At 44.1% G+C, this 23,054-nt stretch carries 23 protein-coding genes; 9 read left to right on the top strand and 14 right to left on the bottom strand.

Annotated features, from left to right (window positions below; translation table 11 throughout):
• Nucleotides 1-37: 37 nt before the first annotated feature.
• From A5877_RS09805 to A5877_RS09790, 4 genes are all read right to left on the bottom strand, one after another.
• Complete coding sequence (locus tag A5877_RS09805) at nucleotides 38-538, bottom strand: hypothetical protein (RefSeq protein ID WP_086316758.1); 501 nt, start codon at nucleotides 536-538, stop codon at nucleotides 38-40.
• 243 nt (nucleotides 539-781) lie between these two features.
• Nucleotides 782-1,210 carry a DUF1761 domain-containing protein gene (locus tag A5877_RS09800; RefSeq protein WP_008376507.1) on the bottom strand — a complete coding sequence of 143 codons (429 nt, stop codon included), beginning with the start codon at nucleotides 1,208-1,210 and terminating at the stop codon, nucleotides 782-784.
• Between the two features lie 106 nt (nucleotides 1,211-1,316).
• Nucleotides 1,317-2,663, bottom strand: a complete 1,347-nt coding sequence (locus tag A5877_RS09795; RefSeq protein ID WP_008376509.1) for an amino acid permease — start codon at nucleotides 2,661-2,663, stop codon at nucleotides 1,317-1,319.
• 296 nt (nucleotides 2,664-2,959) lie between these two features.
• The gene (locus tag A5877_RS09790; RefSeq protein ID WP_016619558.1) at nucleotides 2,960-3,328 is read right to left on the bottom strand and encodes a YxeA family protein; all 369 of its coding nucleotides are present in this window, start codon (nucleotides 3,326-3,328) and stop codon (nucleotides 2,960-2,962) included.
• A 321-nt stretch (nucleotides 3,329-3,649) separates the two neighbouring features.
• Here A5877_RS09790 and A5877_RS09785 point away from each other — a divergent pair, with 321 nt between their 5' ends.
• The 6 genes from A5877_RS09785 (at nucleotide 3,650) to A5877_RS09760 (ending at nucleotide 9,670) form a co-directional block, all read left to right on the top strand.
• Nucleotides 3,650-4,201, top strand: a complete 552-nt coding sequence (locus tag A5877_RS09785) for a GNAT family N-acetyltransferase (protein ID WP_086316757.1) — start codon at nucleotides 3,650-3,652, stop codon at nucleotides 4,199-4,201.
• Between the two features lie 75 nt (nucleotides 4,202-4,276).
• On the top strand, nucleotides 4,277-5,203 hold the full coding sequence (locus A5877_RS09780) for an ROK family protein (RefSeq protein WP_005232693.1): 927 nt from the start codon (nucleotides 4,277-4,279) through the stop codon (nucleotides 5,201-5,203).
• Nucleotides 5,204-5,260: 57 nt separating this feature from the next.
• The gene (locus tag A5877_RS09775) at nucleotides 5,261-6,019 is read left to right on the top strand and encodes a MurR/RpiR family transcriptional regulator (protein ID WP_005232695.1); all 759 of its coding nucleotides are present in this window, start codon (nucleotides 5,261-5,263) and stop codon (nucleotides 6,017-6,019) included.
• A gap of 159 nt (nucleotides 6,020-6,178) precedes the next feature.
• Nucleotides 6,179-7,489, top strand: a complete 1,311-nt coding sequence (locus A5877_RS09770) for a PTS sugar transporter subunit IIC (RefSeq protein WP_086316756.1) — start codon at nucleotides 6,179-6,181, stop codon at nucleotides 7,487-7,489.
• Between the two features lie 32 nt (nucleotides 7,490-7,521).
• The gene (locus A5877_RS09765) at nucleotides 7,522-8,961 is read left to right on the top strand and encodes a 6-phospho-beta-glucosidase (RefSeq protein WP_008376521.1); all 1,440 of its coding nucleotides are present in this window, start codon (nucleotides 7,522-7,524) and stop codon (nucleotides 8,959-8,961) included.
• 205 nt (nucleotides 8,962-9,166) lie between these two features.
• Nucleotides 9,167-9,670: a GNAT family N-acetyltransferase gene (locus A5877_RS09760; protein WP_086316755.1), complete on the top strand. Its 504-nt coding sequence runs from the start codon at nucleotides 9,167-9,169 to the stop codon at nucleotides 9,668-9,670.
• A gap of 43 nt (nucleotides 9,671-9,713) precedes the next feature.
• On the opposite strand, the gene araD is transcribed toward A5877_RS09760, so the two are convergent.
• Genes araD through ulaG form a run of 7 tightly spaced genes read right to left on the bottom strand, consistent with a single transcriptional unit; the run spans nucleotide 9,714 to nucleotide 15,345 of the window.
• Complete coding sequence (gene araD / locus A5877_RS09755; RefSeq protein ID WP_016619555.1) at nucleotides 9,714-10,400, bottom strand: L-ribulose-5-phosphate 4-epimerase AraD; 687 nt, start codon at nucleotides 10,398-10,400, stop codon at nucleotides 9,714-9,716.
• Nucleotides 10,372-11,271, bottom strand: a complete 900-nt coding sequence (locus A5877_RS09750) for an L-ribulose-5-phosphate 3-epimerase (protein ID WP_086316754.1) — start codon at nucleotides 11,269-11,271, stop codon at nucleotides 10,372-10,374. The genes araD and A5877_RS09750 overlap by 29 nt, the downstream gene beginning before the upstream one ends.
• A 6-nt stretch (nucleotides 11,272-11,277) precedes the next feature.
• Nucleotides 11,278-11,916: a 3-keto-L-gulonate-6-phosphate decarboxylase UlaD gene (locus tag A5877_RS09745; RefSeq protein ID WP_008376529.1), complete on the bottom strand. Its 639-nt coding sequence runs from the start codon at nucleotides 11,914-11,916 to the stop codon at nucleotides 11,278-11,280.
• A 60-nt stretch (nucleotides 11,917-11,976) separates the two neighbouring features.
• Nucleotides 11,977-12,270 (bottom strand): PTS sugar transporter subunit IIB, encoded by a 294-nt coding sequence (locus A5877_RS09740; RefSeq protein WP_008376531.1) that lies wholly within the window; start codon nucleotides 12,268-12,270, stop codon nucleotides 11,977-11,979.
• Nucleotides 12,271-12,292: 22 nt separating this feature from the next.
• A complete protein-coding gene (locus A5877_RS09735) occupies nucleotides 12,293-13,759 on the bottom strand; it encodes a PTS ascorbate transporter subunit IIC (protein ID WP_016611581.1) in 1,467 nt (488 codons plus the stop codon).
• Nucleotides 13,760-14,233, bottom strand: a complete 474-nt coding sequence (locus A5877_RS09730) for a PTS sugar transporter subunit IIA (protein ID WP_086298951.1) — start codon at nucleotides 14,231-14,233, stop codon at nucleotides 13,760-13,762.
• Between the two features lie 47 nt (nucleotides 14,234-14,280).
• Nucleotides 14,281-15,345, bottom strand: coding sequence for an L-ascorbate 6-phosphate lactonase (gene ulaG, locus A5877_RS09725; protein WP_005232716.1), 1,065 nt, complete (start codon nucleotides 15,343-15,345; stop codon nucleotides 14,281-14,283).
• 332 nt (nucleotides 15,346-15,677) lie between these two features.
• On the opposite strand from ulaG, the gene A5877_RS09720 reads away from it, so the two are divergent.
• Nucleotides 15,678-16,445 carry a DeoR/GlpR family DNA-binding transcription regulator gene (locus A5877_RS09720; RefSeq protein WP_005232717.1) on the top strand — a complete coding sequence of 256 codons (768 nt, stop codon included), beginning with the start codon at nucleotides 15,678-15,680 and terminating at the stop codon, nucleotides 16,443-16,445.
• A gap of 165 nt (nucleotides 16,446-16,610) precedes the next feature.
• On the opposite strand, the gene A5877_RS09715 is transcribed toward A5877_RS09720, so the two are convergent.
• Nucleotides 16,611-17,633 carry a YeiH family protein gene (locus A5877_RS09715; RefSeq protein WP_016619553.1) on the bottom strand — a complete coding sequence of 341 codons (1,023 nt, stop codon included), beginning with the start codon at nucleotides 17,631-17,633 and terminating at the stop codon, nucleotides 16,611-16,613.
• A 65-nt stretch (nucleotides 17,634-17,698) separates the two neighbouring features.
• Between A5877_RS09715 and A5877_RS09710 the strand changes: the two genes are divergently transcribed.
• Together A5877_RS09710 and uvrC are read left to right on the top strand one after the other, a co-directional pair.
• Nucleotides 17,699-18,550, top strand: coding sequence for a LysR family transcriptional regulator (locus tag A5877_RS09710; RefSeq protein WP_086316753.1), 852 nt, complete (start codon nucleotides 17,699-17,701; stop codon nucleotides 18,548-18,550).
• A gap of 232 nt (nucleotides 18,551-18,782) precedes the next feature.
• Nucleotides 18,783-20,573: an excinuclease ABC subunit UvrC gene (gene uvrC, locus A5877_RS09705; protein WP_005232721.1), complete on the top strand. Its 1,791-nt coding sequence runs from the start codon at nucleotides 18,783-18,785 to the stop codon at nucleotides 20,571-20,573.
• 74 nt (nucleotides 20,574-20,647) lie between these two features.
• Here uvrC and A5877_RS09700 read toward each other — a convergent pair whose 3' ends face one another.
• Both A5877_RS09700 and A5877_RS09695 read right to left on the bottom strand, forming a co-directional pair.
• Nucleotides 20,648-21,388, bottom strand: a complete 741-nt coding sequence (locus A5877_RS09700) for a GntR family transcriptional regulator (protein WP_005226685.1) — start codon at nucleotides 21,386-21,388, stop codon at nucleotides 20,648-20,650.
• Nucleotides 21,389-21,574: 186 nt separating this feature from the next.
• On the bottom strand, nucleotides 21,575-22,855 hold the full coding sequence (locus tag A5877_RS09695; RefSeq protein ID WP_005232725.1) for a PTS sugar transporter subunit IIC: 1,281 nt from the start codon (nucleotides 22,853-22,855) through the stop codon (nucleotides 21,575-21,577).
• Between the last annotated feature and the right edge of the window lie 199 nt (nucleotides 22,856-23,054).

Here is a 23,054-nt window from a genome sequence, read left to right as displayed (position 1 = left end):
GTTGTCTCGTCGGAGGCAGCTGCTTTTTTGTCACTTGCTATTTCTCATCGTAAGAAAACTCGTACTCGTTTTGTTCATCATCGATCAGACGCTTGTCATTGTTGTCCACCATTTTGAATACTTTCTCAAAATCATCGCCAGTCATGCGCACTTCCTTTTTCTCTTGATCAATGATCACTTGGGCATTTGTCACTTCAAAGGTGTGCATAGTGCCGATGTCTGCCGCAGTCAGTGCTTTGCTTTTGGGAAACTCTGCTTGCAGTGTTTCGTTGATCTGCACTAATTGCGCCTCTTGTTCTTCTACCAAGTCCGCAGGTTCCTGATTCGGATCGACCAAAAAACTCAGCGTTTTATTGACGGTGAGCTTTCCATCTTCCAAAACGTACAAGGCATTTTGTTGATGACTGTTGCTATTGGTCAATACTTGATTTGCAGCTGCAGAGTCAACCCCTGAGCGGCTGCAGCTTGCCAAAAAAAATAGCACCGCCAAACAAACGGTAGCAAACATTCTTCTACCTAACTTGCTTTTCGTTTTCATTTTTCCCCTCCTCGTTGTCCCTAAGTTTCCTTCTTTCATGATTTTTCGCAAACCCGTGGGTTTGTGTTTCCTGTCAAATTGAGTTATTTTCAGTATAGCATAAACAATTTGCCTTTATAGCTTTTTTTTATAGTGAGATTAATTTCACGCGCAAAAAAACCAACCTTGTCGAGACAAGATCGGCTTTCTTTAGGCTTGATTCGTTGAGATCTTTGAACGTTCTCGCTGGGATATGATCGCTGCCTATTGTCCAATTAGTCCGACAACAAGCCCTAAAACGATCACTCCTAGAAACCCATTCACAAGGTGCAGCCCAACTAATTTACGGGACTGTCCCGAGTAAACAGCCATCACGAAGGTGGCGACCCCATACACCCCTAGCCACAATAAGCAAGCGACTTGCAAGGAGGTCATCAGCCAACCATCATGATCGAATGTGGCAAACCAATAGACGACTTGATAGGTCGCTGCCGATAAGAGAATCCCACCAACAATCGTGCCGCCAAAGGTAAAGAGCATGTCACCGGTCGTCATCTGCTGACCGTCCATCTTCTCTGCCATTCCTGATTCTTTCGCCCAAAACTTGCCCCACTTATGCATCGGGTTGTAAAGCAGACTTTCCACCACAACCCAGCTGAGGGTGCCGAAAATCAATGTCCAAAAATTAACCATTTTCGTATTCTCCTTTACTTTATTTTTAGCCATGTTCCTGAGAAGCGAAAAAATAGCCAAGCGGGCTGTTCCTTCTCCATCAGTTTATGCCTTAAGGGAGGGTTCTTCAACTTTTTCCACTGGTGTCCCCTATTTTTCGATGGTTCCAATAAAAACTAAGAAAAATGATCGTATACAGCAATGCGGTGAAACCTGTAACCGCTAATGGGTTAGTGATCAAGATTCCGGCAAACAGCAAAAGCAACGCAAGGATCGCCCCACCCAAAAAAATCGTATAGCCCATTTTCTTCTGCTTGCGTACCAAAACAAACGCCGCCACACTGATCAACAACCAAATCAGTAATACAGTATACGACAGGGAGCCTGCCAGATAATTGAAGAGTTTGTCGCCTAAAAAGTAAGAAAGAACGACTCCAAGATATAAAGTACCGCTGCAAAACATGATCGCTCGTTGGGGCACGCTGTTTTTATTCAGCATCGTGAAGCGGCTTTTTTTCTGGCCATTGTTGCTTAACCGGAAAAACAACGTTCTTGAAGAAGCATAGACCCCAGAATTGATGGAGGAAAACAAGGCCAAAATGATCACTAAATTAACGATGTCGGAAGCAAAAGGCACATGGATTTTTTGAAACACCATTACAAAGGGACTGACATTTGGATCTGCTAATTGATTCCACGGATAAATGATCAGTAAAAGAAACATGGGAATGATGTAAAAAGCGGCAATCCGAGTCATTACTCCTTTGATTGCTTGAGGGATCGCTTTTTTGGGATTTTCTGCTTCACTAATCGTGATGGCTACTAACTCAGAACCGCCATACGAATAGATTACGACCAATAAAGAATTGATAAATCCTTTGAGACCGTGAGGGGCAAAACCACCATAGTCTGTCATTTGTCTCATCGTCGGTAAAAAGCCCAGATCAAAGACTTGCGTGGCAACCAGATAGAGACCCACCAAGATCAGCACAATCACCACACTGATTTTGGCCCACGAAAGCCAGTATTCCGTTTCTGCAAACAAGCGGACCGAAAACAAATTGATGATGGTCGTGAGTAGTGCCAAAATCAAAACAAAGATCCAAGCTGGAATATTGGGAAACCACAGCTGCAAAAAGCTTGCGGCAGCAACTGCTTCGGCGATGATGTTGATCATCCACATTGACCAGTAGATCCAATCAATGAAATCAGCTGTATGCAATCCAAGATACGGCTGGACTAAGCCCGAAAGGCCATGTTGTTTTTGGTCAGATAAAACCAACTGTCCCAGTCCTGTCATGACGACAAATAAGATCAGCCCACAAAAAATAAACGCTAGCAAGACCGCAGGCCCCGCTAACTGGATCGCTTCCCCACTGCCTTTGAATAGGCCGGCACCGATTGCGCCACCTAGTGCCAACATAGTGATGTGTCTGGTTTTCATCTGTTTTTTTAATTGATTTTTTTCTGTCATACGTTCCTCCTCGAAAACCGTTGATCCTTCATACACGGTGATTCTCTCACTGTTGCTATTTTTAATTATATGAATGATTTTTTTTAACTACCTCATAGAGAATACCAGACGTTTCTACTATTGCAACTAAGAATCGAAAAAATTATCTATTTTTTCTGAAAATTCTATCATCCTCTAATCTTTTTCACCCAAATCAAATCTTGGCGAACTTTTCTTTAGCTGAAGGTACTAAAAAAAGCCATCTCCCAACTTGTGGGAAATGACTTTCTGTCCGTTTCTTCAAGCAGGCTCGATGATCAATGGGTCGTAACCAACTCGTCTTTGATAGCGTCAGGGAGATCCTGCTCGGTCACCTCTTGATACGACTCCACATGTTTGCCTTTTGCATCAAGCTCTAGGTAGGCATTTTCTTTTAATTTTTGTGGTGCCCAAAACGTGATTTTTATTTTTTGTCCATCTTCATTGATTCCTTCTTGCGTATATTCATAGGCATCATGTTCTTGCGGCACGCCATACTCATCGGATGTTTTGACATAAACCTTTTTCTCCGGTACGAAAGGATTGAAACGATCCACCAGCTGAACCAGTTCGCTGGAATCATCTTTCGTAAAATAAGACCATGTAACCAATGTGACGGTCCCGATCGTTAACACGAGCAGGATCATACTAATTGCTTTTTTCAAGTGATTGTCCTCCGTTTTTTCTATCTACCTTCAGTATAAAAAAACAAGCGATAAATATAATCAAACTTAAGACGTATTTTTCCGTCGGTCATTGTGACTAAGGTATCAATGGAATATTTCCTGCTTTTTCCACCTAAATGTATAGACAAACAACTAAGTTACTCCTACAAAAACGTCCCTTCTCACAGGAAGACCAGACTGTTTAATAAGTATCGTGATTTTTCATTCTTTGTAGTAAACTAAACTGCAACAACTTACTTTTAAATACTCATGATTGAAAACTATAGAAAATCGAGGTGTCCCATGCTAGAAATCAAACTGATCGATCAAGAACACCAAGCTGATATCCGCTTGAAAAACGAACCCTTCTCCTTATGGGGGAAAATGCTGCCGTCTTATAATGAGGGCAACTGGCAGTACACGATCTGTAAATTTGCACCTGAAGACATTCAGACGATGCGTTTCCCAGATGAAAATTATTGCTATGATGAAATGAGCCGAAACAGTCTGTTTATCGGTGCTTATGATGATGGAAAATGCATCGGCTTAGCGATCGTTCAAGACGCTTTTTTCAAGTATCTGTACCTCTATGACTTAAAGGTCAACACAGACTACCGCAAGCAAGGAATCGGTCAACTGTTGATCCAACAGGCACTGAAAGCGGCCCTTGCCAAAGACTATCGCGGCATCTATACACAAGCGCAGGACAACAATCCTTCTGCCTGTCTGTTTTACTTGCGAGCAGGCTTTCGTATCGGAGGCCTGGATACAGAGGTGTACAACGGAACCAATCAGGAAGGCAAAAGTGACATTTTGTTTTATTTGGATGCAGCGGAAACGGCTGTCAAAAAATAGCTGAAAAAAGAAAAAAATTCCTCCTGCCAGATGGTACACTTAAGGCAACAATGTTTTGAAAGGTGAGGAAGAAGAATGTACGTAGGATTTGATATTGGCGGAACAAGTATTAAATATGGGGTTTTAGATGAAACCGGAGTGATCCTTGAAAAATCAGCGATCCCCACTAGCTATGAGCCAGCCCAGTTTTATCAGGATCTACTCACGATCATCGAAGATGCCCAGAGCCGCCACACGATTGATGGCATTGGGATCAGTGCCCCAGGGATCGTTCAAAAAGACGGCTTTATGTTAACGGCTGGAGCCATCAAATCGTTATATGGTGAAAATTTTAAAGCAGTCTTGGAAGCGCGTACAGGATTGCCGGTGGCGGTGGAAAATGATGCCAATGCAGCAGCGATTGCTGAAAAATGGATCGGGAATGCGCAAGAGGTAGCCAACTATTTGTGTCTTGTCCTAGGCACTGGTGTAGGCGGTGGGATCGTAATCAATAATCAAGTCTACCGAGGTGCTCATGGCATGGCTGGTGAATTTGGTTGGATGGTGATCGATCAGCTGCCAGAAGAAGGCAATATCGAGGAAAGTTCCATCAATAAAAAAACTGCCGTCGTGGGCGGCTTGATTCGCCTCTACAATTTATCTGGCGCAGCAGTTCCTGGCTTTGAACCCACCCAAGACGCCAAAGAGATTTTTGACCGCGCGCAGCAAGGCGAAGCATTGGCGTTGAAGCTGACGGACCAATTTCTAACGGATTTGTCTGTAGGGTTGATCAATTTGATCAGCTGTTTTGATCCAGAATTGGTATTGATCGGCGGCGGCATCAGTGCCAATCCTTATTTCTGGGAACGCCTGCAGGCTCGCTTGACGATCACGGAAACACGGCATGAAGCGATTAATTATTTGCGCGGACAAACCATCGCGCCTGTTCGTCCAGCGAAGCTAAAAAACGATGCCGGCTTGATCGGCGCAGTCTATCAGATCCACCAACAGCTGCACCGTTAAAAGTTCGGATATGCTATACTGGTGTAAATTGATTATCTAGGACAGCGAGGAACCAGCATGGCGCTTTTTGAACAATTAAACTTGAACAAGCTCTCTGCGGTAGAACAAGAAATCTACCGTTTTATCGTCAATCACTTAGAAAAGATCCCGTATATGCGTGTGCGCGACATTGCCGATGATGCTCATGTCTCTTCGACTTCGGTCTTTCGTTTTATTCAAAAAGTCGGCTTTCAGTCGTTTCCAGAATTTCGCTTCTATATCAAAAATCATTTAGAAAAAGCCCATTTTGACGCGCATCCTGAACACTTAGGTTTAGAAGCGCGCATCAAAGGCTTGAATATGCAGATCTTCCACCCTGATGCGGAATACCAAATACGAAAACTTGCCGAAGCGATGCGAGATGCCGATTTGATCTTATTTATGGGGATGGGGGCATCCGGTGCGATCGCGCAATACGTTGCCCGCAAGCTAGCCAGTCTCGGTTACTTTAGTATCAGCATTGATGAGCTGACCTACCCAATCAAAAGCTTTTTGCGAAAAGATCAAAAAAATGTTTTGGTTTTTCTGAGTGTCTCTGGTGAAACCAAAGAACTGATCGAAGTCATTACCGGTTTAGACAATCAAGCGATCGTGCAAAAATATTGCATTACCCCCAATCGGGAAAGTACGTTGGCACGCCTGTGCGATTATTCGATCGAGTATGCGATCAAAGAGGAACGCAAAGACATCTTTCTTGATTTGACTAGTCAATTGCCTTCAGTAGCGATTTTAGAAACACTGATCGGCTATTTACAAGATTATCGTTCCAACCCTTGATGGTTCAGTTTACTGAACCATCTTTTTTTGTAACACTGTGTTCCGGATGCGGAATTTTTTTCATTTCTTGAGAGATATGTACGGAATCCGTATCCGCTTACTTTTAGCCGCTTTCATTCGCTATAATGATGGCATCAATTAAGGAAAGGTGTTATTATTATGCAAAAATTCAATGACCTGTTAGACCGCTCGTTGGTACCAATCGCAACAAAGTTGAACAATCAACGCCACGTAGCAGCGATCCGGGATGCATTCATGCTGATTTTCCCACTGACCATCGCTTCTTCTCTCGTTATTTTGGTCAACAATATTTTATTTTCCAATGAAAGTTTCATCGTGCAATTATTTCAACTGAATCGGCTTTTTCCTAATCTGGAAAGCGCCCAGCAAGTTCTAGCTTCCGTGGCGAACGGGACCATCAACATCATGAGTTTATTCATTGCGTTTCTTGTTGCCCAACTTTTAGCCAAGCATTTCCAAGCAGATGCTACGTTAGTTGGTTTGACAAGTGTCGCTGCCTTTATGATCTTGTACCCGACCTCGTTTGCAGTAGATGATATCAATGTGATCTCTACACAATATTTAGGCGCCCAAGGGTTGTTCGTAGCTATGATCGTGGCTTGTTTGGTCGGTGAATTCTTACCCAAGCTTTTCAAGGTCAAACGATTGCAGATCAAAATGCCTGAAATGGTACCACCAGCTGTTTCCCGTTCCTTTTCTGGCATGATTCCGATCGTGATCATCGTGGCAGTCACTGCTTTGATCAATTTCTTAGTTTTAATGATTGCACCGGAAGGCATCAATGAACTGATTTACAACGGGATCCAAAGTCCATTGCGGGATCTGGGGGGCAATGTCGTCGGTGTCTTGATCTTGGCATTCTTGCAAACCACGTTGTTTGCGATCGGGATCCATGGACCAAACACATTGAATGCGGTTCGTTCAGCGATTTTTACCGAACAAGATCTAGCTAACCTAGACTTTATCAACCAGGGCGGCTCCTTGTGGGACGTTCCTTACAAAGAAACCTGGGGCGTTTTAAATGATATGTTCGCAAATATGGGCGGAACTGGTATGACATTGGGCTTGATCATTGCGATCTTCATCGCTTCAAAACGTCCAGAACAACGTGAGATCGCTAAGATGTCCTTAGTTCCAGGAATTTTCCAAATCAATGAACCGATGATCTTCGGTCTACCGATCGTCTTGAATCCAATCATGATCATTCCGTTTATTTTGACACCAATGGTCAATATTTTGGTGGGTTATTTTGTCACTGTTGTCTGGCCGATCATGCCGACCCCAGCGATTGGGGTACCATGGACGACCCCAGGAATCATTAATCTCTTTTTAGGAACTGGAGGAAATGCGATCGCTGCGGTTGTCGGTGTCGTTTGTCTTGCGATTTCGGTCTTGATCTATTTGCCTTTCGTGATCGCCTCTAACCGTTCCCAGAAAGTAGAATTATAAGCAAACGAATGAGTCGAGGAGGAATGAAATTTATGTCCGCAAAAATGCCGAAAGATTTTTTATGGGGCGGCGCGATCGCTGCCCATCAAGCGGAAGGCGCTTGGAATGTTGCTGGCCGTGGAATGAGTACCGCCGATGTCATGACGGCCGGTGGCAACGGTATTCCCCGTAAAATCACCAAAGGAGTCATTGAAGGGGAATATTACCCGAACCATGAAGCCATTGACTTTTATCACCGTTACAAAGAAGATATCCAGTTATTCAAAGAACTGGGCTTGAAATGTCTACGGACATCGATTTCTTGGAGCCGGATCTATCCAACTGGAACAGAAGAAGAACCAAATGAAGCCGGTCTCCAATACTACGATGATCTTTTCGACGAATTGCAGGCAAATGGCATCGAACCCGTCATCACTTTGTCTCACTTTGAAATGCCTTATGCCCTCTATGAAGAATTTGGTGGGTTTGCTAACAAAGAAGTGATTCCCCTCTTTGTCAAATTCGCTAAGACTGTTTTTCAACGGTATCATGACAAAGTGACGTATTGGATGACTTTCAATGAAATCAATAATCAAGCAGATGGGCAAGAGCCGCTGCACGTTTGGACCAATTCTGCCATGATCATCGAGGATGACAGTCAAAAAGAAGCACTCGTCTTTCAAGCGGGCGTCAATGAGTTGATTGCCAGCGCGGCAGCCGTGATCGAAGGCAAAAAAATCAATCCAGAGTTTCAGATTGGTTGTATGATGGCCTATGTCCCGGTCTACCCCTACTCTTGTGCGCCAGCTGATTTGATGGCATCCGTCAAAGCCAATGAACGGCGCTATTTTTACAGCGACGTCCACGTACGAGGCAAGATCCCAACCTATGTGCAAAAATATTGGGCAAAAAAAGGCATCACGATTGAGATCACGCCCGAGGAACAAGCGCTATTAAAAGCAGGAACCGTTGATTATATTGGGTTCAGCTATTACATGTCAGGAACGATCTCAACCCTTGATGAAGTGGCTGGCACACCAACTGAGGATATCCCGGGAGCAAAAATCGTGAGTAATCCTTATATCAGTGCTTCTGATTGGGGCTGGCCTATCGATCCAGTCGGGTTGCGCTATGTGTTAAATACGATCTATCAACGCTATGACTTGCCGCTATTTATCGTAGAAAATGGCTTTGGTGCTTACGATCAATTAACCGATGAACAGCAAGTCCATGATGATTACCGCATCACTTACCTGAAAGAGCATATCGAACAGATGGAAAAAGCGGTGGTTGAAGATGGTGTACCGCTATTAGGTTATACGCCTTGGGGGATCATTGATATCGTCAGCTTCGGCAGCGGCGAAATGGAGAAACGCTATGGCATGATCTATGTCGACAAAGACAATACCGGCAAAGGAACCTTGAATCGTTTGAAAAAAGATTCCTTTGCGTGGTACCAGCAAGTAATCGCCTCTAATGGTGAAACGCTCTAATTACTGCTTCCATGACGAACACAAAAACCGCCCCCTCGTTTCGCCATCCTCCTTTTTACATTAGGAGCCTGGCAACGAGGGGCGTTTTTTTTATTAAAGAGGTGCGCCATTGCGAGGATGGCTTTTCTTATCATCACTAAACACTACCTCGATGCTTGTGGTACACTATAGCTATTCATTTACTTTTACGTTAAGGAGGAACTGCATGAAGCCGATATTTCGTCCGATCCAATCTCAAGATGATGCGCCATTAGCTGCTATCATTCGCAAAAGCTTGACCGACCACCAGTTGGCGGTTCCAGGAACTGCCTATTTTGATCCCGAGTTAGACCACTTAAGTGAATTTTATGCAGCAGATCCTGCTAGCCGCCATTATTTTGTCGTCACCGATGAATCGGGTATCCTTTTAGGCGGCGGTGGTCTTGCCACTTATGATTCAGAAGGGCAAATCGCCGAGCTGCAAAAATTTTATCTCAGTGATGCCGCCAAAGGGCAGCGCCTCAGCTATCCCCTGCTGGCGAAGATCGAGGCCAAAGCTTTTGAACTAGGCTATCGGCAACTCTATTTAGAATCCCATCATTCTTTAGAAGCTGCCTTGCATGTCTATCAAAAAGCCGGCTATCGCGCATTGTCCCAGCCACTATTGGCGGCACAGCATACCACGATGGATCGCTTTTATGTGAAAACACTCGTTGAAGAAAACGAATAGAACAGCAGCCATTCCTTGATCGCTAGGAATGGCTGCTTTTCCGTTATCCTTGTCCATAATAAGCATGTTCGCCATGCTTGCGGAAATAATGTTTATCCAGCAAATAATCAGCGATCGGTGTTCGCTCCAAGGTCAAAGCTTCGGTACCTAGTGCCATTTCTGCAACCTCTTCTAAAACAATACTATTGCTGACCGCTTGTTCCGCAGATTGCCCCCAAGTAAAGGGACCGTGTCCCGCTGTGAGGACAGCTGGGCATGCAAGCGGATCTAATCCCCGCTTTTCAAACGTCTCGACAATGACTTTACCAGTTTCTTTTTCATAGTCTGCCGTTACCTCAGAGGCCCGTAATGGTCGTGTGCAAGGGACACTACCATAAAAAGTATCCGCATGCGTCGTTCCATATGCAGGGATGTCTCGCTGTGCTTGCGCCCATTTTACCGCATTTGTCGAATGCGTATGGACGATCGCCTTGACGCCTTCGAAGTGCTTATACAATAGCGCATGGGTTTTGATATCCGAGGAAGGCTTCAACGTCTTCGCCTCTTTCGGTGTTCCCGTTAAGTCGCAAACCACCATTGAATCAACCGTCATCGTCTGATAATCAACACCACTTGGTTTAATGACGATGATCCCTAAATCTCGATCAATCTCACTGACATTTCCCCAAGTCAGCTTTACTAGCCCTTCCTCAGGTAGTCTCTTATTGGCTTGATAAACTCGCTCTTTCATCAATTGAAGCTGATTGATCAAGGTAACCGACCTCCTTTAGTTTTGGTAATAAATATGCTTTGGCTTGTTCAATCTCCCCAATCGGGTCAGCGCTCGTCTCACTCCACATCTCGATGACAAAAGAACCGTTATAATTCAACCGCTTCAGCGTGCGTAAGCAGCCATCAAAATCAACACACCCAGTGCCAAACGGTACTTCTTTAAACTTTCCTCGAAACTTATCTGAGACCGCCAATGTATCTTTCAAATGAATCTGGGTAATCTCGCAAATGCCTTTTTCTAATTCATAACCGACATCATTTTCTGGCCAGGCCGACAGGTTCCCGACATCTGGATAGACTTGTAGATAGGGTGAAGGGATCTGCTCCTTGATCCGTAAATATTTTGAGATAGAATTCAGAAACGGATCATCCATGATCTCTAGTGACAAAACGACCCCCTTTTCAGACGCCCTGGCGACGGCTTCTTTTAGATTGGCAATGAACCATTCTCGGCTACAAAGACTTTTTTCCTCATAATACACATCGTATCCGGCTAATTGGATGCAGCGAATACCCAAATCTGAAGCCAAGTCGATGGCTTTTTCCATCAGATGCATCGCGTACTTGCGCTTTTTTTCATCGATCGAACCAAAGGGAAACCGCCGATGTCCACTGAGACATAAAGACAAGATTTTGATCCCCGAGTCATAGATTGCCTCGACGATCTCTTTGCGCTGTGCTTGGTTCCACTCTAGGCGTGCCAAGCGTTCATCGGATTCATCGATGGACATTTCAATGAAGTCGAAACCTCGGTCTTTGACAAACTGCAATCGTTCCGGCCAAGAAAGGGCTTTGGGTGTTGCTTTTTCATATAGACCGATCAAACTCATAGAAAACTACCCCCAAATCCGTAAAATCTCTTGCTTGAAATCAACTGCTGCTTGTTGCGGATCGTCAGCGGCAGTGATGCCTCGTCCTGTGATAAAGGTATACACATCAATGCCGGCAAACAGAGCCAACGTCTCGACGCTCAATCCTCCCGTGACTGACACTCGAAACCCCATATCGATCAATTTACGGACTTTCGTTAAATCTTTTTCTCCCCATGTTTCACCAGCTAACAATGCGTCACGACTTTGATGATAGATGGCTTGTGAGATGCCGGCATCTAGCCACTGCTGTGCTTGCTGGTAGGTCCAGTCACCATATAATTCTACTTGGATCTCAGCAATTTCTTTTGCTGCTGCCTTCATTGTTGGGATCGTTGCTGCACAAATCACGGTCATATAATCCGCGCCAGCTTGCTGGCAGTTTTTGGCGACCGTCCCACCGGCATCGGCACATTTTGTGTCTGCTACGATCAACTTCTCCGGATACATTGCTCGGAAACAGCGTAATACCTGTTCTCCTTCTTGCAACAATAAAATAGTCCCTGCTTCAATAATATCAACCACATCGCCGACTTTTTTGATATCTGCCAGTGCACTAGCTAAATCGGAGTGATCGCAAGCAATCTGTAGTTTTGGTATGCTCATGAAATTCCCCTCTCTTTTGTTTGACCAACCTTTTTGTTTTGCCACATCCTGTTACGCTGACTACTCCTTTGAAAGACCCGCTTCTCTGACCCGCTCAATGATTTCTTTTGGAGACATCACATTTCTGACCCCGATCACTGTTACGCCCTTTTCTTTTGCTTTATCGAACATATTGACAAAGTTCATTGGCGTAAAGACCACATCGTAATTCTTGGCGGTGCTTTTGCCTTCAGAAATCGCGCAGTGGTGGATAGAGGTGATTGTGATCCCTTCAGACTTCAAAGCTTTTTCAACACTCCGCATCATCATCAAACTTGTTCCTGATCCATTTGCACAAGATACTAATACTCTCATCTTTTTTCCTCCTAAGAATTCATTATTTTTGTTTTTCTACATACGCATCGTAATCATCTACGATCAAGAAATACCCTTCTGGATCTCTGCGGTACTGCAATTGTGGAATCACTAATAAGATCACCACCACAAGAACCACACCAATGATGCCTAAGAATTTCATCAATACTGTAAAGAATGGCCAGACGGTCGCCCAGTCGAACATACCAAGATAGCCGCCATATTGGGACAATCCTACCCAAGTAGCGATCAAGGCCGAACCACCGATCTGAATGATGCCTGATAAGAATGGGAAAAGACAAGCCGCCTTGATACCTCCACGGTTGTTGGCAAAAACGGCAATCGCTGCATTATCAAAGAACAGTGGGATAAACCCGGCAATCACGATCGTTGGTGACCGGAACAAAATCAGTAAAGCAATCATTAAAAATTGTCCTAATGCACCGAATAAAAAGCCCACCGTCACAGCATTTGGTGAACCAAAGGCAAAGGTTGCGGCGATATCGATCCCCGGAACAGCACCTGGTAAAATCGTATTTGAGATTCCTTGAAATGACTCGGTCAATTCGGAAACGAAGGTGCGCACACCTAATTGAAGAATTGCTAAGTAGACGGCAAACATCAGTGATGTTTGTAAAATATAAAACAAGAAACTTTGTCCTTCTGCCATAAATCCTGCTGTTATTAAATAATCTTGTCCAAGTGTCACTAAAATGATACCGAAGAAAAAGAGCATCAGGATCGAAGTCGATACCATATTTTCATTGAAGACCGATAAAAAACCCGGTAGTTCGACATCTTCTAATTTCCGATTGGATTTGTTCTTTTTGAACCGTTCCGCAAGTCTCGCAAAGAAATAAACACCAAACATCTGTTGATGGGCAATCGCAAAACCAGCACCTTCCGTCAAATCTTGACAGATGCCCACGGTCAAATTGGAACCAACCGCCCAATAGCAGCCTAAGATCAAGCCCATGACAAGTAAGACTTCGATCCGACCCAAGTCTGGAAAACAAAATAGCAGCAACCAAAAGGCCGTTGCGGCTTGCTGTACTTGCACATTTCCAGTAGTGAAGACGGCCCGCAGCTTCGTATATTTTTTAAAGCGAACGAGTAAGATATTAAAAACAAAGGCAATCAATAATAAGAGCATCGTGTCACCAAAGGTGCGTCCGAATCGTTCTTCAATGCCGGCGGTGATCGCATTTTGACCAAAATACGGGTCAGTGACCATCGCATCTAATTCAAAACGCTCCTTAAGCCCCACCAAGATCGGACGGAAATTATTGACCAATCCACCAGAGCCAATCGTCAAAATCAAGTAACCAACGGTGGCTTTTAAGAAACCTGCGACACATTCAACAAACGGCCGTTTCAATAGTAAGTAACCGATCAGTACAATAAAACCGATCAAAAAAGCTGGCTGCATCAAAATATTCTGAGCAAAGTAATCCCAGCATCTCAATAAGAAATCTCCTACCACTTCCATCTAATCCCTGCTTTCTTTTTGGTCATATTTCTCCATCACCATTTCAAAATCTGCCATCGTTTTTACACCTAATAGATCTTCTACCAGCCCCTCTTCCATCAACATCTCTGATAAACCAGCGATATTGTTCATATGTGCTTCAGCGTTTTTGGCAGCGAGCATAAAGAACAACTGCGCCTCCTTGTCCGGATTATCTTCCTGAAACGAGATGGGCGCTGGAAAAATCGTCAGCCCGATCCCTGTTCCTAAGACGCCTTTGCTTTCTGCTGAAGAATGGGGCATGGCTACTTTGGGAATGATCACAATATAAGGACCGTATTGATGGACATCCCGAATGACATCTTCAATGTACTGATCCGTAATCAACGCCTTTTGCTTTAATCCTTCGCCACTCGCCCAGATAGCAGCTTCCCAGTCTTCGGGCTGTTCATGGTTGATTGCAACCAACTCATTTTCATAAAAATAACGCAGCATTACGTTTGCTCCTTTCAAATTTGGCTTTTGCAGCACCCCCCCTTCTTTTATAAGAAAGAAGGGAATGGCGTATCATTGTCGACCGAAAAAACATCTTTGAAGCCACGATAGAAATTAAATTCAAGATCATCTTTATTCGTTGGGTAGGTGAATTTGCCGCCAACTTGCCAAATATACGGTTTAAACTCATAGTTCAAACGATCTTTTTTAAACTTCCAAATCTCGGTGATCTCTTTTGGATCAGCCATAAAATTGGACCAGATATCATAATGTACGGGAATCACCACTTTGGCATTGAGGGATTCGGCCATCCGCAACATATCGACTGATGTAACTTTGTCGGTGATGCCCCGCGGGTTTTCGCCATATGCACCTAAGCAAACATCGATCTTGTACTGATTCCCATGTTTAGCAAATACATTCGAATAATGAGAATCTCCTGCATGATAAATCGCCCCACCGGAAGTCTCAAACAAGTAATTGACTGCGATACGATCCATGTCCTGTGGCATTTTTCCTTTCAAGCTGGTATCCGGATCTTCACAAGTAATCAGAGCGGTTCGATCGAATGCTTCTAAAGCGACGATTTTCACCTGCCCAATAGTCACTTCATCCCCCGGTTTGACCACGATGGTTTTTTCTTCTGGTATTCCCCATTTCAACCAAGTTGCAACGACTTCATGGGGACCGACGAATTTTGCTTCTGGACAATTTTGATGGACTGCGGCTGCGGTATTGATGTCTAAATGATCGGAATGGATGTGGGTCACCACTAACGCATCCACTCCTTTGATTGCAAATGGATCGATCACAAAGGGCTGAGTCCGTAGGTTAGGCTGCATTTCTTGTACACCACTCATTCGCATCATTTGATGGCCTTTTTTCATTTGCCCATTCCCATGACTGCGCTTGCCAGTGCCACACCAAAGGTCGCATAAAATATTGGTTCCTTCCGCACTCTTCAGCCAAATACCCGTACAGCCTAGCCACCACATGGAAACTGTGCCTTCTTTCACAAGCTCATTTTCAATCTCTTCGTTCAAATAGGTCCCCCATTCTGGAAACGTATTTAAAAGCCAACTCTCTTTCGAAACATCATTTACATGTGCCATTCTTATTCCTCCCTTGCTTATTTACACTTTGATTCTAACATATAGAAAAACGCTTTCAATCTAGTTTTATGTTAATTTAGCTTATTATATGTTAATTAACCCATAAATAAATGTGATTATTTAATATATATGGTAATGTATAGGGGATATGTTAAAATGAGTTCGAAAGAAGAAACAACAAACACATCGTTGCTTCTCAACAAGTGGTGTGGGATCATCACTTGAACTTGCGAGAATGAGGCGAGAAGGTTTTTGCTATGCAAAGGCAATCGCAATCTGGATAAACGATGAAAGACAAGAATAGAATAAAGCGCATGTAAGGAGGAAGTATCGTGAAACGTTCCAATGAAGAAGTGAGGCAAAGGAGAAAACAATTGATCGATCTGATAAAAACATCTGGTTTTTCTGATGTGAAGACCCTCAGTCATCAGTTGGGAGTATCAGAGATGACGATCCGCAGAGACTGTACCGTACTGAGTGAGATGGGTCAGATCAAACAAACCCACGGAAAAATCGAATACTGTGAAGCTTATGAAGATGAAGCGCATCCCACCGACTCGATCGAGTACATCAAAGATCGACTAGCCAAAGAAGCGGCTCGCCAAGTAAAAGATGGCGATACCCTTTTCGTCAATACGAGTACTAGCGCCGCTCAAACGTTGCGCCATCTAACGGACAAACGAATCAGTTTGTTGACGAACAATACAAGTGTGATCCAAATGGAACACCATCCAAAATCAACGATCGTTTTAAGTGGCGGCGAAATACGCTATCCTAAAGCGGCCTTGTCAGGGGATATCGCCGTGGAGTCGTTTTCTCATGTTCGTTCTGATGTTACGATCATTGGTTGTAGTGGGTTAGATTTACAGACCGGCATTTCCACTTCAGTGATCCACGAAGCCAAAGTCAATGCGAAAATCATCGAAAATTCTGGCAAGTTGATCGTTATCGCGGATTATCGAAAAATCGGTAAGCAATCCAATTTTACGATTGGCGCAATTGCGGCTATCGATCTGCTGATCACCGACCATTATTCTGATCCCAAAGTCATCGACTTGATTGAGCAACAAGGTGTTCAAGTCATCCAAGTTCCCGTCTAACCATCTTTGTCGCTAAAAAAAGCCCGACAGTTGATCTGAAAAGCCACGCCTTGCTGCCTCTTCCAACAGAAACAGCAAAGCGTGCCCTTCGATCAACCGTCGTGGCTTTTTTCGTTAAACAATCGTACGCTTCAAACGTGCTTTATGGGATGTGCCTCGTGTGAATTAGAGCCGCAGCAACCAAATCAACGCAACAGCACCCACGGTTTGGACGGCTCCAACGGAAAGACCATAGAATAAAAAGCGCGGTCCTTCTTTTAAAAACTTGCGGAAATCCAGGCGCAAACCGATGGCTGCCAACGCCGTTGTTTCAAACCACGTACTGATAAAATGAGCCCCCTCATTCAACCAGCTAGGCAGCGGCAAGAAGCTGTTCAAGATACAGATGGTCAAGAAGCCCAACACATACCAAGGGATTGGCAGCCGTAGCTTACCTTTGCCTTTGGTTTTGGTGGGGGTCTTTGTCGTCATTCGTTCAAAAACAATGACGACGACTGCCAACATGATGATGCGCGCGATTTTAAAGAGCATCGCGTATTTGACGGTGTCGGCATCAATCAAACTAGCCCCCGCCACGACTTGCCCGACGGATTGCAGTGTGCCGCCAAGTAAGGCGCTTTTTTGCAATAGATCATCGCCGTATAAGGCCAAGCCTAAAAACGGCAGCGTCAGCATCATCACCGTTCCTAAAAGATTGACCAAGGTGATGATCTGCCCTTTTTCTTCATCATCGGCATCAATGGCTGGTGCGATCGCCGCAATCGCAGAGGACCCACAGACAGCATTGCCGCCTGCCATCATCAGGCTCATCTTTTGATTAAAGCCCATTTTTTTCCCTATCAAATAAGCAGCGGTAATGACCAAGCTCATCATCAGCAAAATAAAGAGAAAGCCCCGAAGACCCATTTCACTGATAGTCTGGAAAGTGACGGTAAAGCCCAGCAAAACCACCGAATATTCTAGGAGACGACTTTCCGCAACCTTCGTCCCGACTTGATAGCGTTCTTGCTTGAACAGTGTATTTCCTAAAATGATTCCTAATAAAATAGCAAGGGTTGCTCCCCCTAATTTTGGCACAGCCAAAGCCATGATTCGGGCGATGACGGCTACCGAAAAGGACAGGAACAAACCGGGAAGTATCAAAGCTGTTTGTCGTTGCTTCATTGCTTTCATCCTTTCATATAACATCCATTATACACAGATTGACCGATCAGTAGGATTTATTGGTATAATAGTTATGATTGAATTTTCTAATGGAAGGGATTGCAATGTTAAAATTATTGGAGACTTTTAAGATGGTCTATGAAACGAAAAATTTTTCGAAAGCTGCCGAATTGCTATTTATTTCGCAGTCCACGGTTTCTGCTCAAATCAAGCAGTTGGAACAAGACCTGGATACACCGCTCTTTTTACGCAATGGTCGCAAAAACGTGATCGCCACACCCCAAGCAGAGTACCTTTACGAAAAGGCACTGAATTTATTGGATGAGTGGTCGACGATCACCAGCGAGATCCATACCAACACGCAGCACCAAAGCCACTGTGCCCTAGGCATCTCTCATACCTATGCGATGGCCTTGATGCCTAACTTGATGATTGCTTTATACAACGCCTTTCCCACGGTGCGTTTTCGGGTATCGATGATGAACTCCGCTGAAGTCTTAACAGCGCTTGAACAACATCAACTGGATTTAGGGATCATTGAAAAACCCTTATCCGCACCGAGTATTTTGCGTTTTCCGATTTTGAAAGATCAGCTCGTCTTAGCTGGCGATCCCCAAACCGGTCCTTGGCTCGTCCGAGAAGCGAGTTCTGGTGTCTACTATTACACTAAGCGCTATCTGGAGGAACAGAACATTCAAGGACCGATCATCGAGATCGCCAGCAATGAATTGATTGTCGCTTTGCTGAAACAAGGCTTCGGCTGTTCGATCCTTTCCAAGCGAGCCGCCCACGGCATTGGCTATCAACTGCTGGATAAAAACTTTGAGCGCCAATTTTACTTAATCCAGCGCAAAGTAGTCACAGAACCAGCCATCGAGGGATTGCGGACCTTCATTCAGGAGTGGTCGCAAAACGATCCCTCACAGGTGGCAAGCGTATAATAACAAACTGATTTTTTGGGGGAACCACCGCCTCGTGGGATTTCTTAACCTTTTCTTACGATTACGCTTCCTCGCTGCTGATCTGGTCCGATTGATTGTTTCTTAAGAAATTTGTGCTAAAATGAGGAGTACTGGCTATGGGCTCTAACGTTCCCCTTTTTGAGGGAAACTTAGACCGCCCTTTGACTACTTATGCAGTTCGTGAAGCAAACCAGTAAGAAAGGATCTTGAAATGAACGAACAAATCAAGAACAAATTAGCGCTGCTTCCTGATCAACCTGGTTGTTATTTAATGAAAGATAAAAATAACAAAATCATCTATGTTGGGAAAGCCAAAATTTTAAAAAATCGTGTCCGTTCGTATTTTACCGGCAGCCACGATACGAAAACCGAACGGCTCGTTCAAGAAATCAATGATTTTGAGTACGTCGTTACCGAATCAAATACGGAAGCTTTATTGCTGGAAATCAATTTGATTCAAAAAAACAAACCAAAATACAATATCATGTTAAAGGACGACAAGTCGTATCCTTTTATTAAAGTGACCAAAGAGCGCTATCCGCGTTTGATCATCACTCGTAAAGTTTTAAAAGACGGGGCTTTATATTTTGGCCCTTATCCTGATGCACGAGCAGCCAATGAAACCAAACGGGTGCTAGATCGCCTCTTTCCTTTACGAAAATGCGGTCCTTCTCAAAAGCGGCCTTGTCTTTATTATCATTTGGGTCAATGCGTCTGTCCTTATGTCAATAATGTAGACCCCAAGGATTATCAAAAGATCGTGGATCAAGTCAAACACTTTTTCCACGGCGGTCACGTCGATATTTTGAAAGATCTGAAAGAGAAGATGGGCGAAGCCATTGAAACATTAGAGTTTGAGCGAGCGGCTGAGCTGCGGGATCAGATCCAAGCGATCGATACCGTCATGACGCGACAAAAAATGACCCTGACCGACCTGATGGACCGTGATGTCTTTGGCTACAGTGTCGACAAAGGCTGGATGTGTGTCCAAGTATTCTTTATCCGTCAAGGAAAGCTGATCGAACGAGAAGTCTCTTTGTTTCCTTTCTACAATGAAGCGGATGAAGATTTCTTGACCTTCGTCGGCCAGTTTTACCAAAAGAATGAACACTTCATTCCCAAAGAAGTCTTTGTTCCGCAAAATGTCGATGCTGCCCCATTAGAAGCGCTGTTGGAAACCAAAGTCCTGCAGCCCCAACGAGGCGACAAAAAGAAATTGGTCGATTTGGCCAATAAAAATGCCCGCATTGCCTTGGCCCAAAAATTTGCGTTGATCGAGCGTACTGAAGAACGGACGATCGGTGCTGTGGATCGTCTAGGCGATGCCATGGGGATCCCGACACCTTATCGGATTGAAGCCTTCGATAACTCCCACATCATGGGAACCGATCCGGTTTCTGCAATGGTGGTTTTTGTCGACGGGAAGCCGTTTAAAGATGATTATCGGAAATATAAGATTCGTACCGCACAAGGCGGCGATGATTATGGCTCTATGCAAGAAGTCATCTACCGCCGATACTCTCGTGTTCTAAAAGAAAACCTGCCTTTTCCTGATCTGATCATCATCGATGGCGGGAAAGCCCAAGTCGGTGCTGCCCAAGAAGTGCTGCATAACCAGCTAGGTTTAGATATTCCGGTTGCAGGTTTAGTGAAGAACAACAAACACAAAACCAGCGAGTTGATTTTCGGGGAATTTTTAGATCCGATCCAACTGGAACGCAATTCTGTGGAATTCTTTTTGCTGCAACGAATCCAAGATGAGGTCCATCGTTTTGCGATCACCTTCCATCGCCAACTGCGCAGTAAAAACAGCTTTTCTTCCAAGCTGGATGAAATTCCTGGCTTAGGACCAAAACGCAAGCAACAGCTGATGAAAACCTTCAAGTCGTTAAAGAACATTCAAGCAGCTTCGGTGGAAGAGATCCAGCAAGCTGGTATTCCCAAAGCCGTTGCGGAAACTATCTTAGCCAAACTAGGCGATCAAAATCAACCCACTTCTTAAATCAAAACAAAAACGCTTCATAGCCAACAGTAGCTATGAAGCGTTTTTTCATTGAAGAAGCATTTTGTAAGCCGTTACTTTTTGCGGTGCTGTAACAGATCAGGCTTCATGTCTAACATGGAATAGCCACGAACATCATACCGATTGCGGCTGCAGGAATAGTCCACTGGACGTCCCGATTCTAAATAGATGATCTGTTCTAATTCCAATACCGGATCATCTACTTGGCACGCTAAATAGGTTTGATCGTATTCATCACTTTTGGCAGCCTGAAAAGTCCGATAAGCACCAGCAAATTTGTAGCCTAAATCTTGCAACAGATAGTCATAGACGGATTCTTCCAAGATCTCTTTCGTCAAACCGCTGACCAGATCCAACGGCATATAGGAATGCTCGAGTATGTAGGGATTGCCTTCTAAGATCCGCAAACGGATCACATGGTAGATTGGTTGTTCGGCAGTGATCTGAAGCATCTCTTGAATTCTTGTTGTAGGAAAACAGACTTCAAAGGTGATGACTTGGCTAGTCAACGTCCGTTTTTCTTGTTTCATCTGATAGCTCAGGCCTTTGTATTCTGTCACCGATGAGGTATCTTTGCCCCAAAAGGAATGATTCAAAACTTTGGTCCCTAAGCCGCGCTTTGTCAGCAGCAAGCCTTCCATAATCAGGATATTCACCGCATTTTTAATCGTCATTCGGCTGACGCCAAACTCTTCCACTAACTCTGTTTGATAAGGTAAAAGACTGTCTTTCGGATAAGTCCCGTCCTTGATTCTTTTACGCAGAACATCTGCGATCTCCATATATTTGGGCATTTTGCCACCTCCAAAACGTGTGTTGTATTGATTGGAAAACGAGAAAAGAACCGGCCAAACGAAAAGAGTGTCATCACACCACTGCACCTTCCAATGAAGCAGTGTGATAAGGGGTATTGCACTCTGATCGCGGCCGGATAAGGTCTATTACGTTTGGCGCTTGTTTCTAATCGACTCGATCAGACATTACGCATTTTTTAAACGGCGTGTTTCTTGAATTTGCGCCATTTTCACGAACGGCAAGTAGATAACGATCGACAAGATCAAGTTAACAGCTGCCAAGATTCCGCCAGCAATACTTTGTGTCGACAAAATACCGCCGATGATTGGTGGCGTCGTCCATGGTGCGATGACGGTACTTGCAGGAACTAAGCCAGTTGCAGTTGCAAAATAAGCAGTCGTGACTAAAACAAGTGGTGTCAACACATATGGGATGAACAAGATTGGGTTCAAGACAACGGGTAACCCAAACATCACTGGTTCATTGATCATGAACACACCTGGTGCAACGGATAGTTTTGCGACAGTCATATACGCTTTATGATGACGAGCAACTAAAAAGATCGCAATCAGAAGACCTAGTGTCGCGCCTGTTCCGCCGATGTTCACGAAAGAATCAAAGAATGGTTTGTTGACGATATAAGGCAAATCTGTTCCTGCTTCTAATGCTCGTGCGTTTGCTTCGATCGCTGGCACATTGATCGTTTGCATGAACGGGTCGATGATGTTGGCACCATGCAAACCAAAGAACCATAAGAATGCAGAGATAAAACCTAATAGCAAAGCAGCTGGGTAAGAGTTTGCCAAGCCCATGAATGGTTGTTGCACCAATTCATAGAAGGACAATACGATACTTGTCACACCAAATGCTTGGAAAATTGCTGTAAACAAAGCAAAGATCGATACGGTGATCATTGCTGGGAATAACGCAGCAAATGAACGTGATACTGCTGGTGGTACTCCATCAGGCATGTTGATGACTAAGCGTGGGTTGCCAGCTAGACGACGGAAGATCTCAGTAGAAATGATCGATACGATTAATGCTAAAAATAATCCTTGAGAACCAAGTCCGGCAGCTGTTAACAAACCATCTGGGCCTGTCGCCATTGCACCTAATGCGAAGAAACTTGCAACTGAGATCGCCCCAGCACCTAATGCGTCTTGATTGTAGCTTTTAGCTAAATTATACGCTACTGTGAAAGCGATTAACAGACCAAGTATTGAAAAAGTACCTGCTGACAAGTTGTTCCCAAAGGCTTGCCATGTCCCTTCACCAAAAATGCCATTCATAAAATCAATATAGGCAGGAATTGGTAAGTTGTTGATCAATACCCCAAAAGAGCCTAAGATCATCAACGGCATCGTTACGATAAATCCGTCACGAATGGCCACTAGATGTCTTTGAGAGCCTATTTTAGAAGCGATCGGAATAAAGTGCTTCTCCATAAATCCAATAAATTTATCCATTGTTTTTTTCTCCTTTCAAACCCTAAACAAAATAATGAAACCGATTTCTACTAAAGAATACCACGAGAACGTTTCCATGTCTAGTCTTTTCTTTATCAAAACTGTGCTTTTGTTTAACCCAGCTTATCATTTGCAAAAACAGGTGGTTTTTTAATAGAGAATGCCCTTCGGAACAAGACAGAAAAATCCGCGATTTTAC

The sequence above is a fragment of the Enterococcus sp. 3C7_DIV0644 genome (genome assembly GCF_002141235.1).
Taxonomy (GTDB): Bacteria; Bacillota; Bacilli; order Lactobacillales; family Enterococcaceae; genus Enterococcus_D; species Enterococcus_D entomosocium.
This window is presented reverse-complemented; position numbering and strand designations above follow the sequence as displayed.

What these genes read in the sequence shown, in the direction of transcription:
- A5877_RS09805 (WP_086316758.1), bottom strand. Translation starts at nt 538, where the DNA reads ATGAAAACGAAAAGCAAGTTAGGTAGAAGAATGTTTGCTACCGTTTGT.
- A5877_RS09800 (WP_008376507.1), bottom strand. Translation starts at nt 1,210, where the DNA reads ATGGTTAATTTTTGGACATTGATTTTCGGCACCCTCAGCTGGGTTGTG.
- A5877_RS09795 (WP_008376509.1), bottom strand. Translation starts at nt 2,663, where the DNA reads ATGACAGAAAAAAATCAATTAAAAAAACAGATGAAAACCAGACACATC.
- A5877_RS09790 (WP_016619558.1), bottom strand. Translation starts at nt 3,328, where the DNA reads ATGATCCTGCTCGTGTTAACGATCGGGACCGTCACATTGGTTACATGG.
- A5877_RS09785 (WP_086316757.1), top strand. Translation starts at nt 3,650, where the DNA reads ATGCTAGAAATCAAACTGATCGATCAAGAACACCAAGCTGATATCCGC.
- A5877_RS09780 (WP_005232693.1), top strand. Translation starts at nt 4,277, where the DNA reads ATGTACGTAGGATTTGATATTGGCGGAACAAGTATTAAATATGGGGTT.
- A5877_RS09775 (WP_005232695.1), top strand. Translation starts at nt 5,261, where the DNA reads ATGGCGCTTTTTGAACAATTAAACTTGAACAAGCTCTCTGCGGTAGAA.
- A5877_RS09770 (WP_086316756.1), top strand. Translation starts at nt 6,179, where the DNA reads ATGCAAAAATTCAATGACCTGTTAGACCGCTCGTTGGTACCAATCGCA.
- A5877_RS09765 (WP_008376521.1), top strand. Translation starts at nt 7,522, where the DNA reads ATGTCCGCAAAAATGCCGAAAGATTTTTTATGGGGCGGCGCGATCGCT.
- A5877_RS09760 (WP_086316755.1), top strand. Translation starts at nt 9,167, where the DNA reads ATGAAGCCGATATTTCGTCCGATCCAATCTCAAGATGATGCGCCATTA.
- araD (WP_016619555.1), bottom strand. Translation starts at nt 10,400, where the DNA reads ATGAAAGAGCGAGTTTATCAAGCCAATAAGAGACTACCTGAGGAAGGG.
- A5877_RS09750 (WP_086316754.1), bottom strand. Translation starts at nt 11,271, where the DNA reads ATGAGTTTGATCGGTCTATATGAAAAAGCAACACCCAAAGCCCTTTCT.
- A5877_RS09745 (WP_008376529.1), bottom strand. Translation starts at nt 11,916, where the DNA reads ATGAGCATACCAAAACTACAGATTGCTTGCGATCACTCCGATTTAGCT.
- A5877_RS09740 (WP_008376531.1), bottom strand. Translation starts at nt 12,270, where the DNA reads ATGAGAGTATTAGTATCTTGTGCAAATGGATCAGGAACAAGTTTGATG.
- A5877_RS09735 (WP_016611581.1), bottom strand. Translation starts at nt 13,759, where the DNA reads ATGGAAGTGGTAGGAGATTTCTTATTGAGATGCTGGGATTACTTTGCT.
- A5877_RS09730 (WP_086298951.1), bottom strand. Translation starts at nt 14,233, where the DNA reads ATGCTGCGTTATTTTTATGAAAATGAGTTGGTTGCAATCAACCATGAA.
- ulaG (WP_005232716.1), bottom strand. Translation starts at nt 15,345, where the DNA reads ATGGCACATGTAAATGATGTTTCGAAAGAGAGTTGGCTTTTAAATACG.
- A5877_RS09715 (WP_016619553.1), bottom strand. Translation starts at nt 17,633, where the DNA reads ATGTTATATGAAAGGATGAAAGCAATGAAGCAACGACAAACAGCTTTG.
- A5877_RS09710 (WP_086316753.1), top strand. Translation starts at nt 17,699, where the DNA reads ATGGAAGGGATTGCAATGTTAAAATTATTGGAGACTTTTAAGATGGTC.
- uvrC (WP_005232721.1), top strand. Translation starts at nt 18,783, where the DNA reads ATGAACGAACAAATCAAGAACAAATTAGCGCTGCTTCCTGATCAACCT.
- A5877_RS09700 (WP_005226685.1), bottom strand. Translation starts at nt 21,388, where the DNA reads ATGCCCAAATATATGGAGATCGCAGATGTTCTGCGTAAAAGAATCAAG.
- A5877_RS09695 (WP_005232725.1), bottom strand. Translation starts at nt 22,855, where the DNA reads ATGGATAAATTTATTGGATTTATGGAGAAGCACTTTATTCCGATCGCT.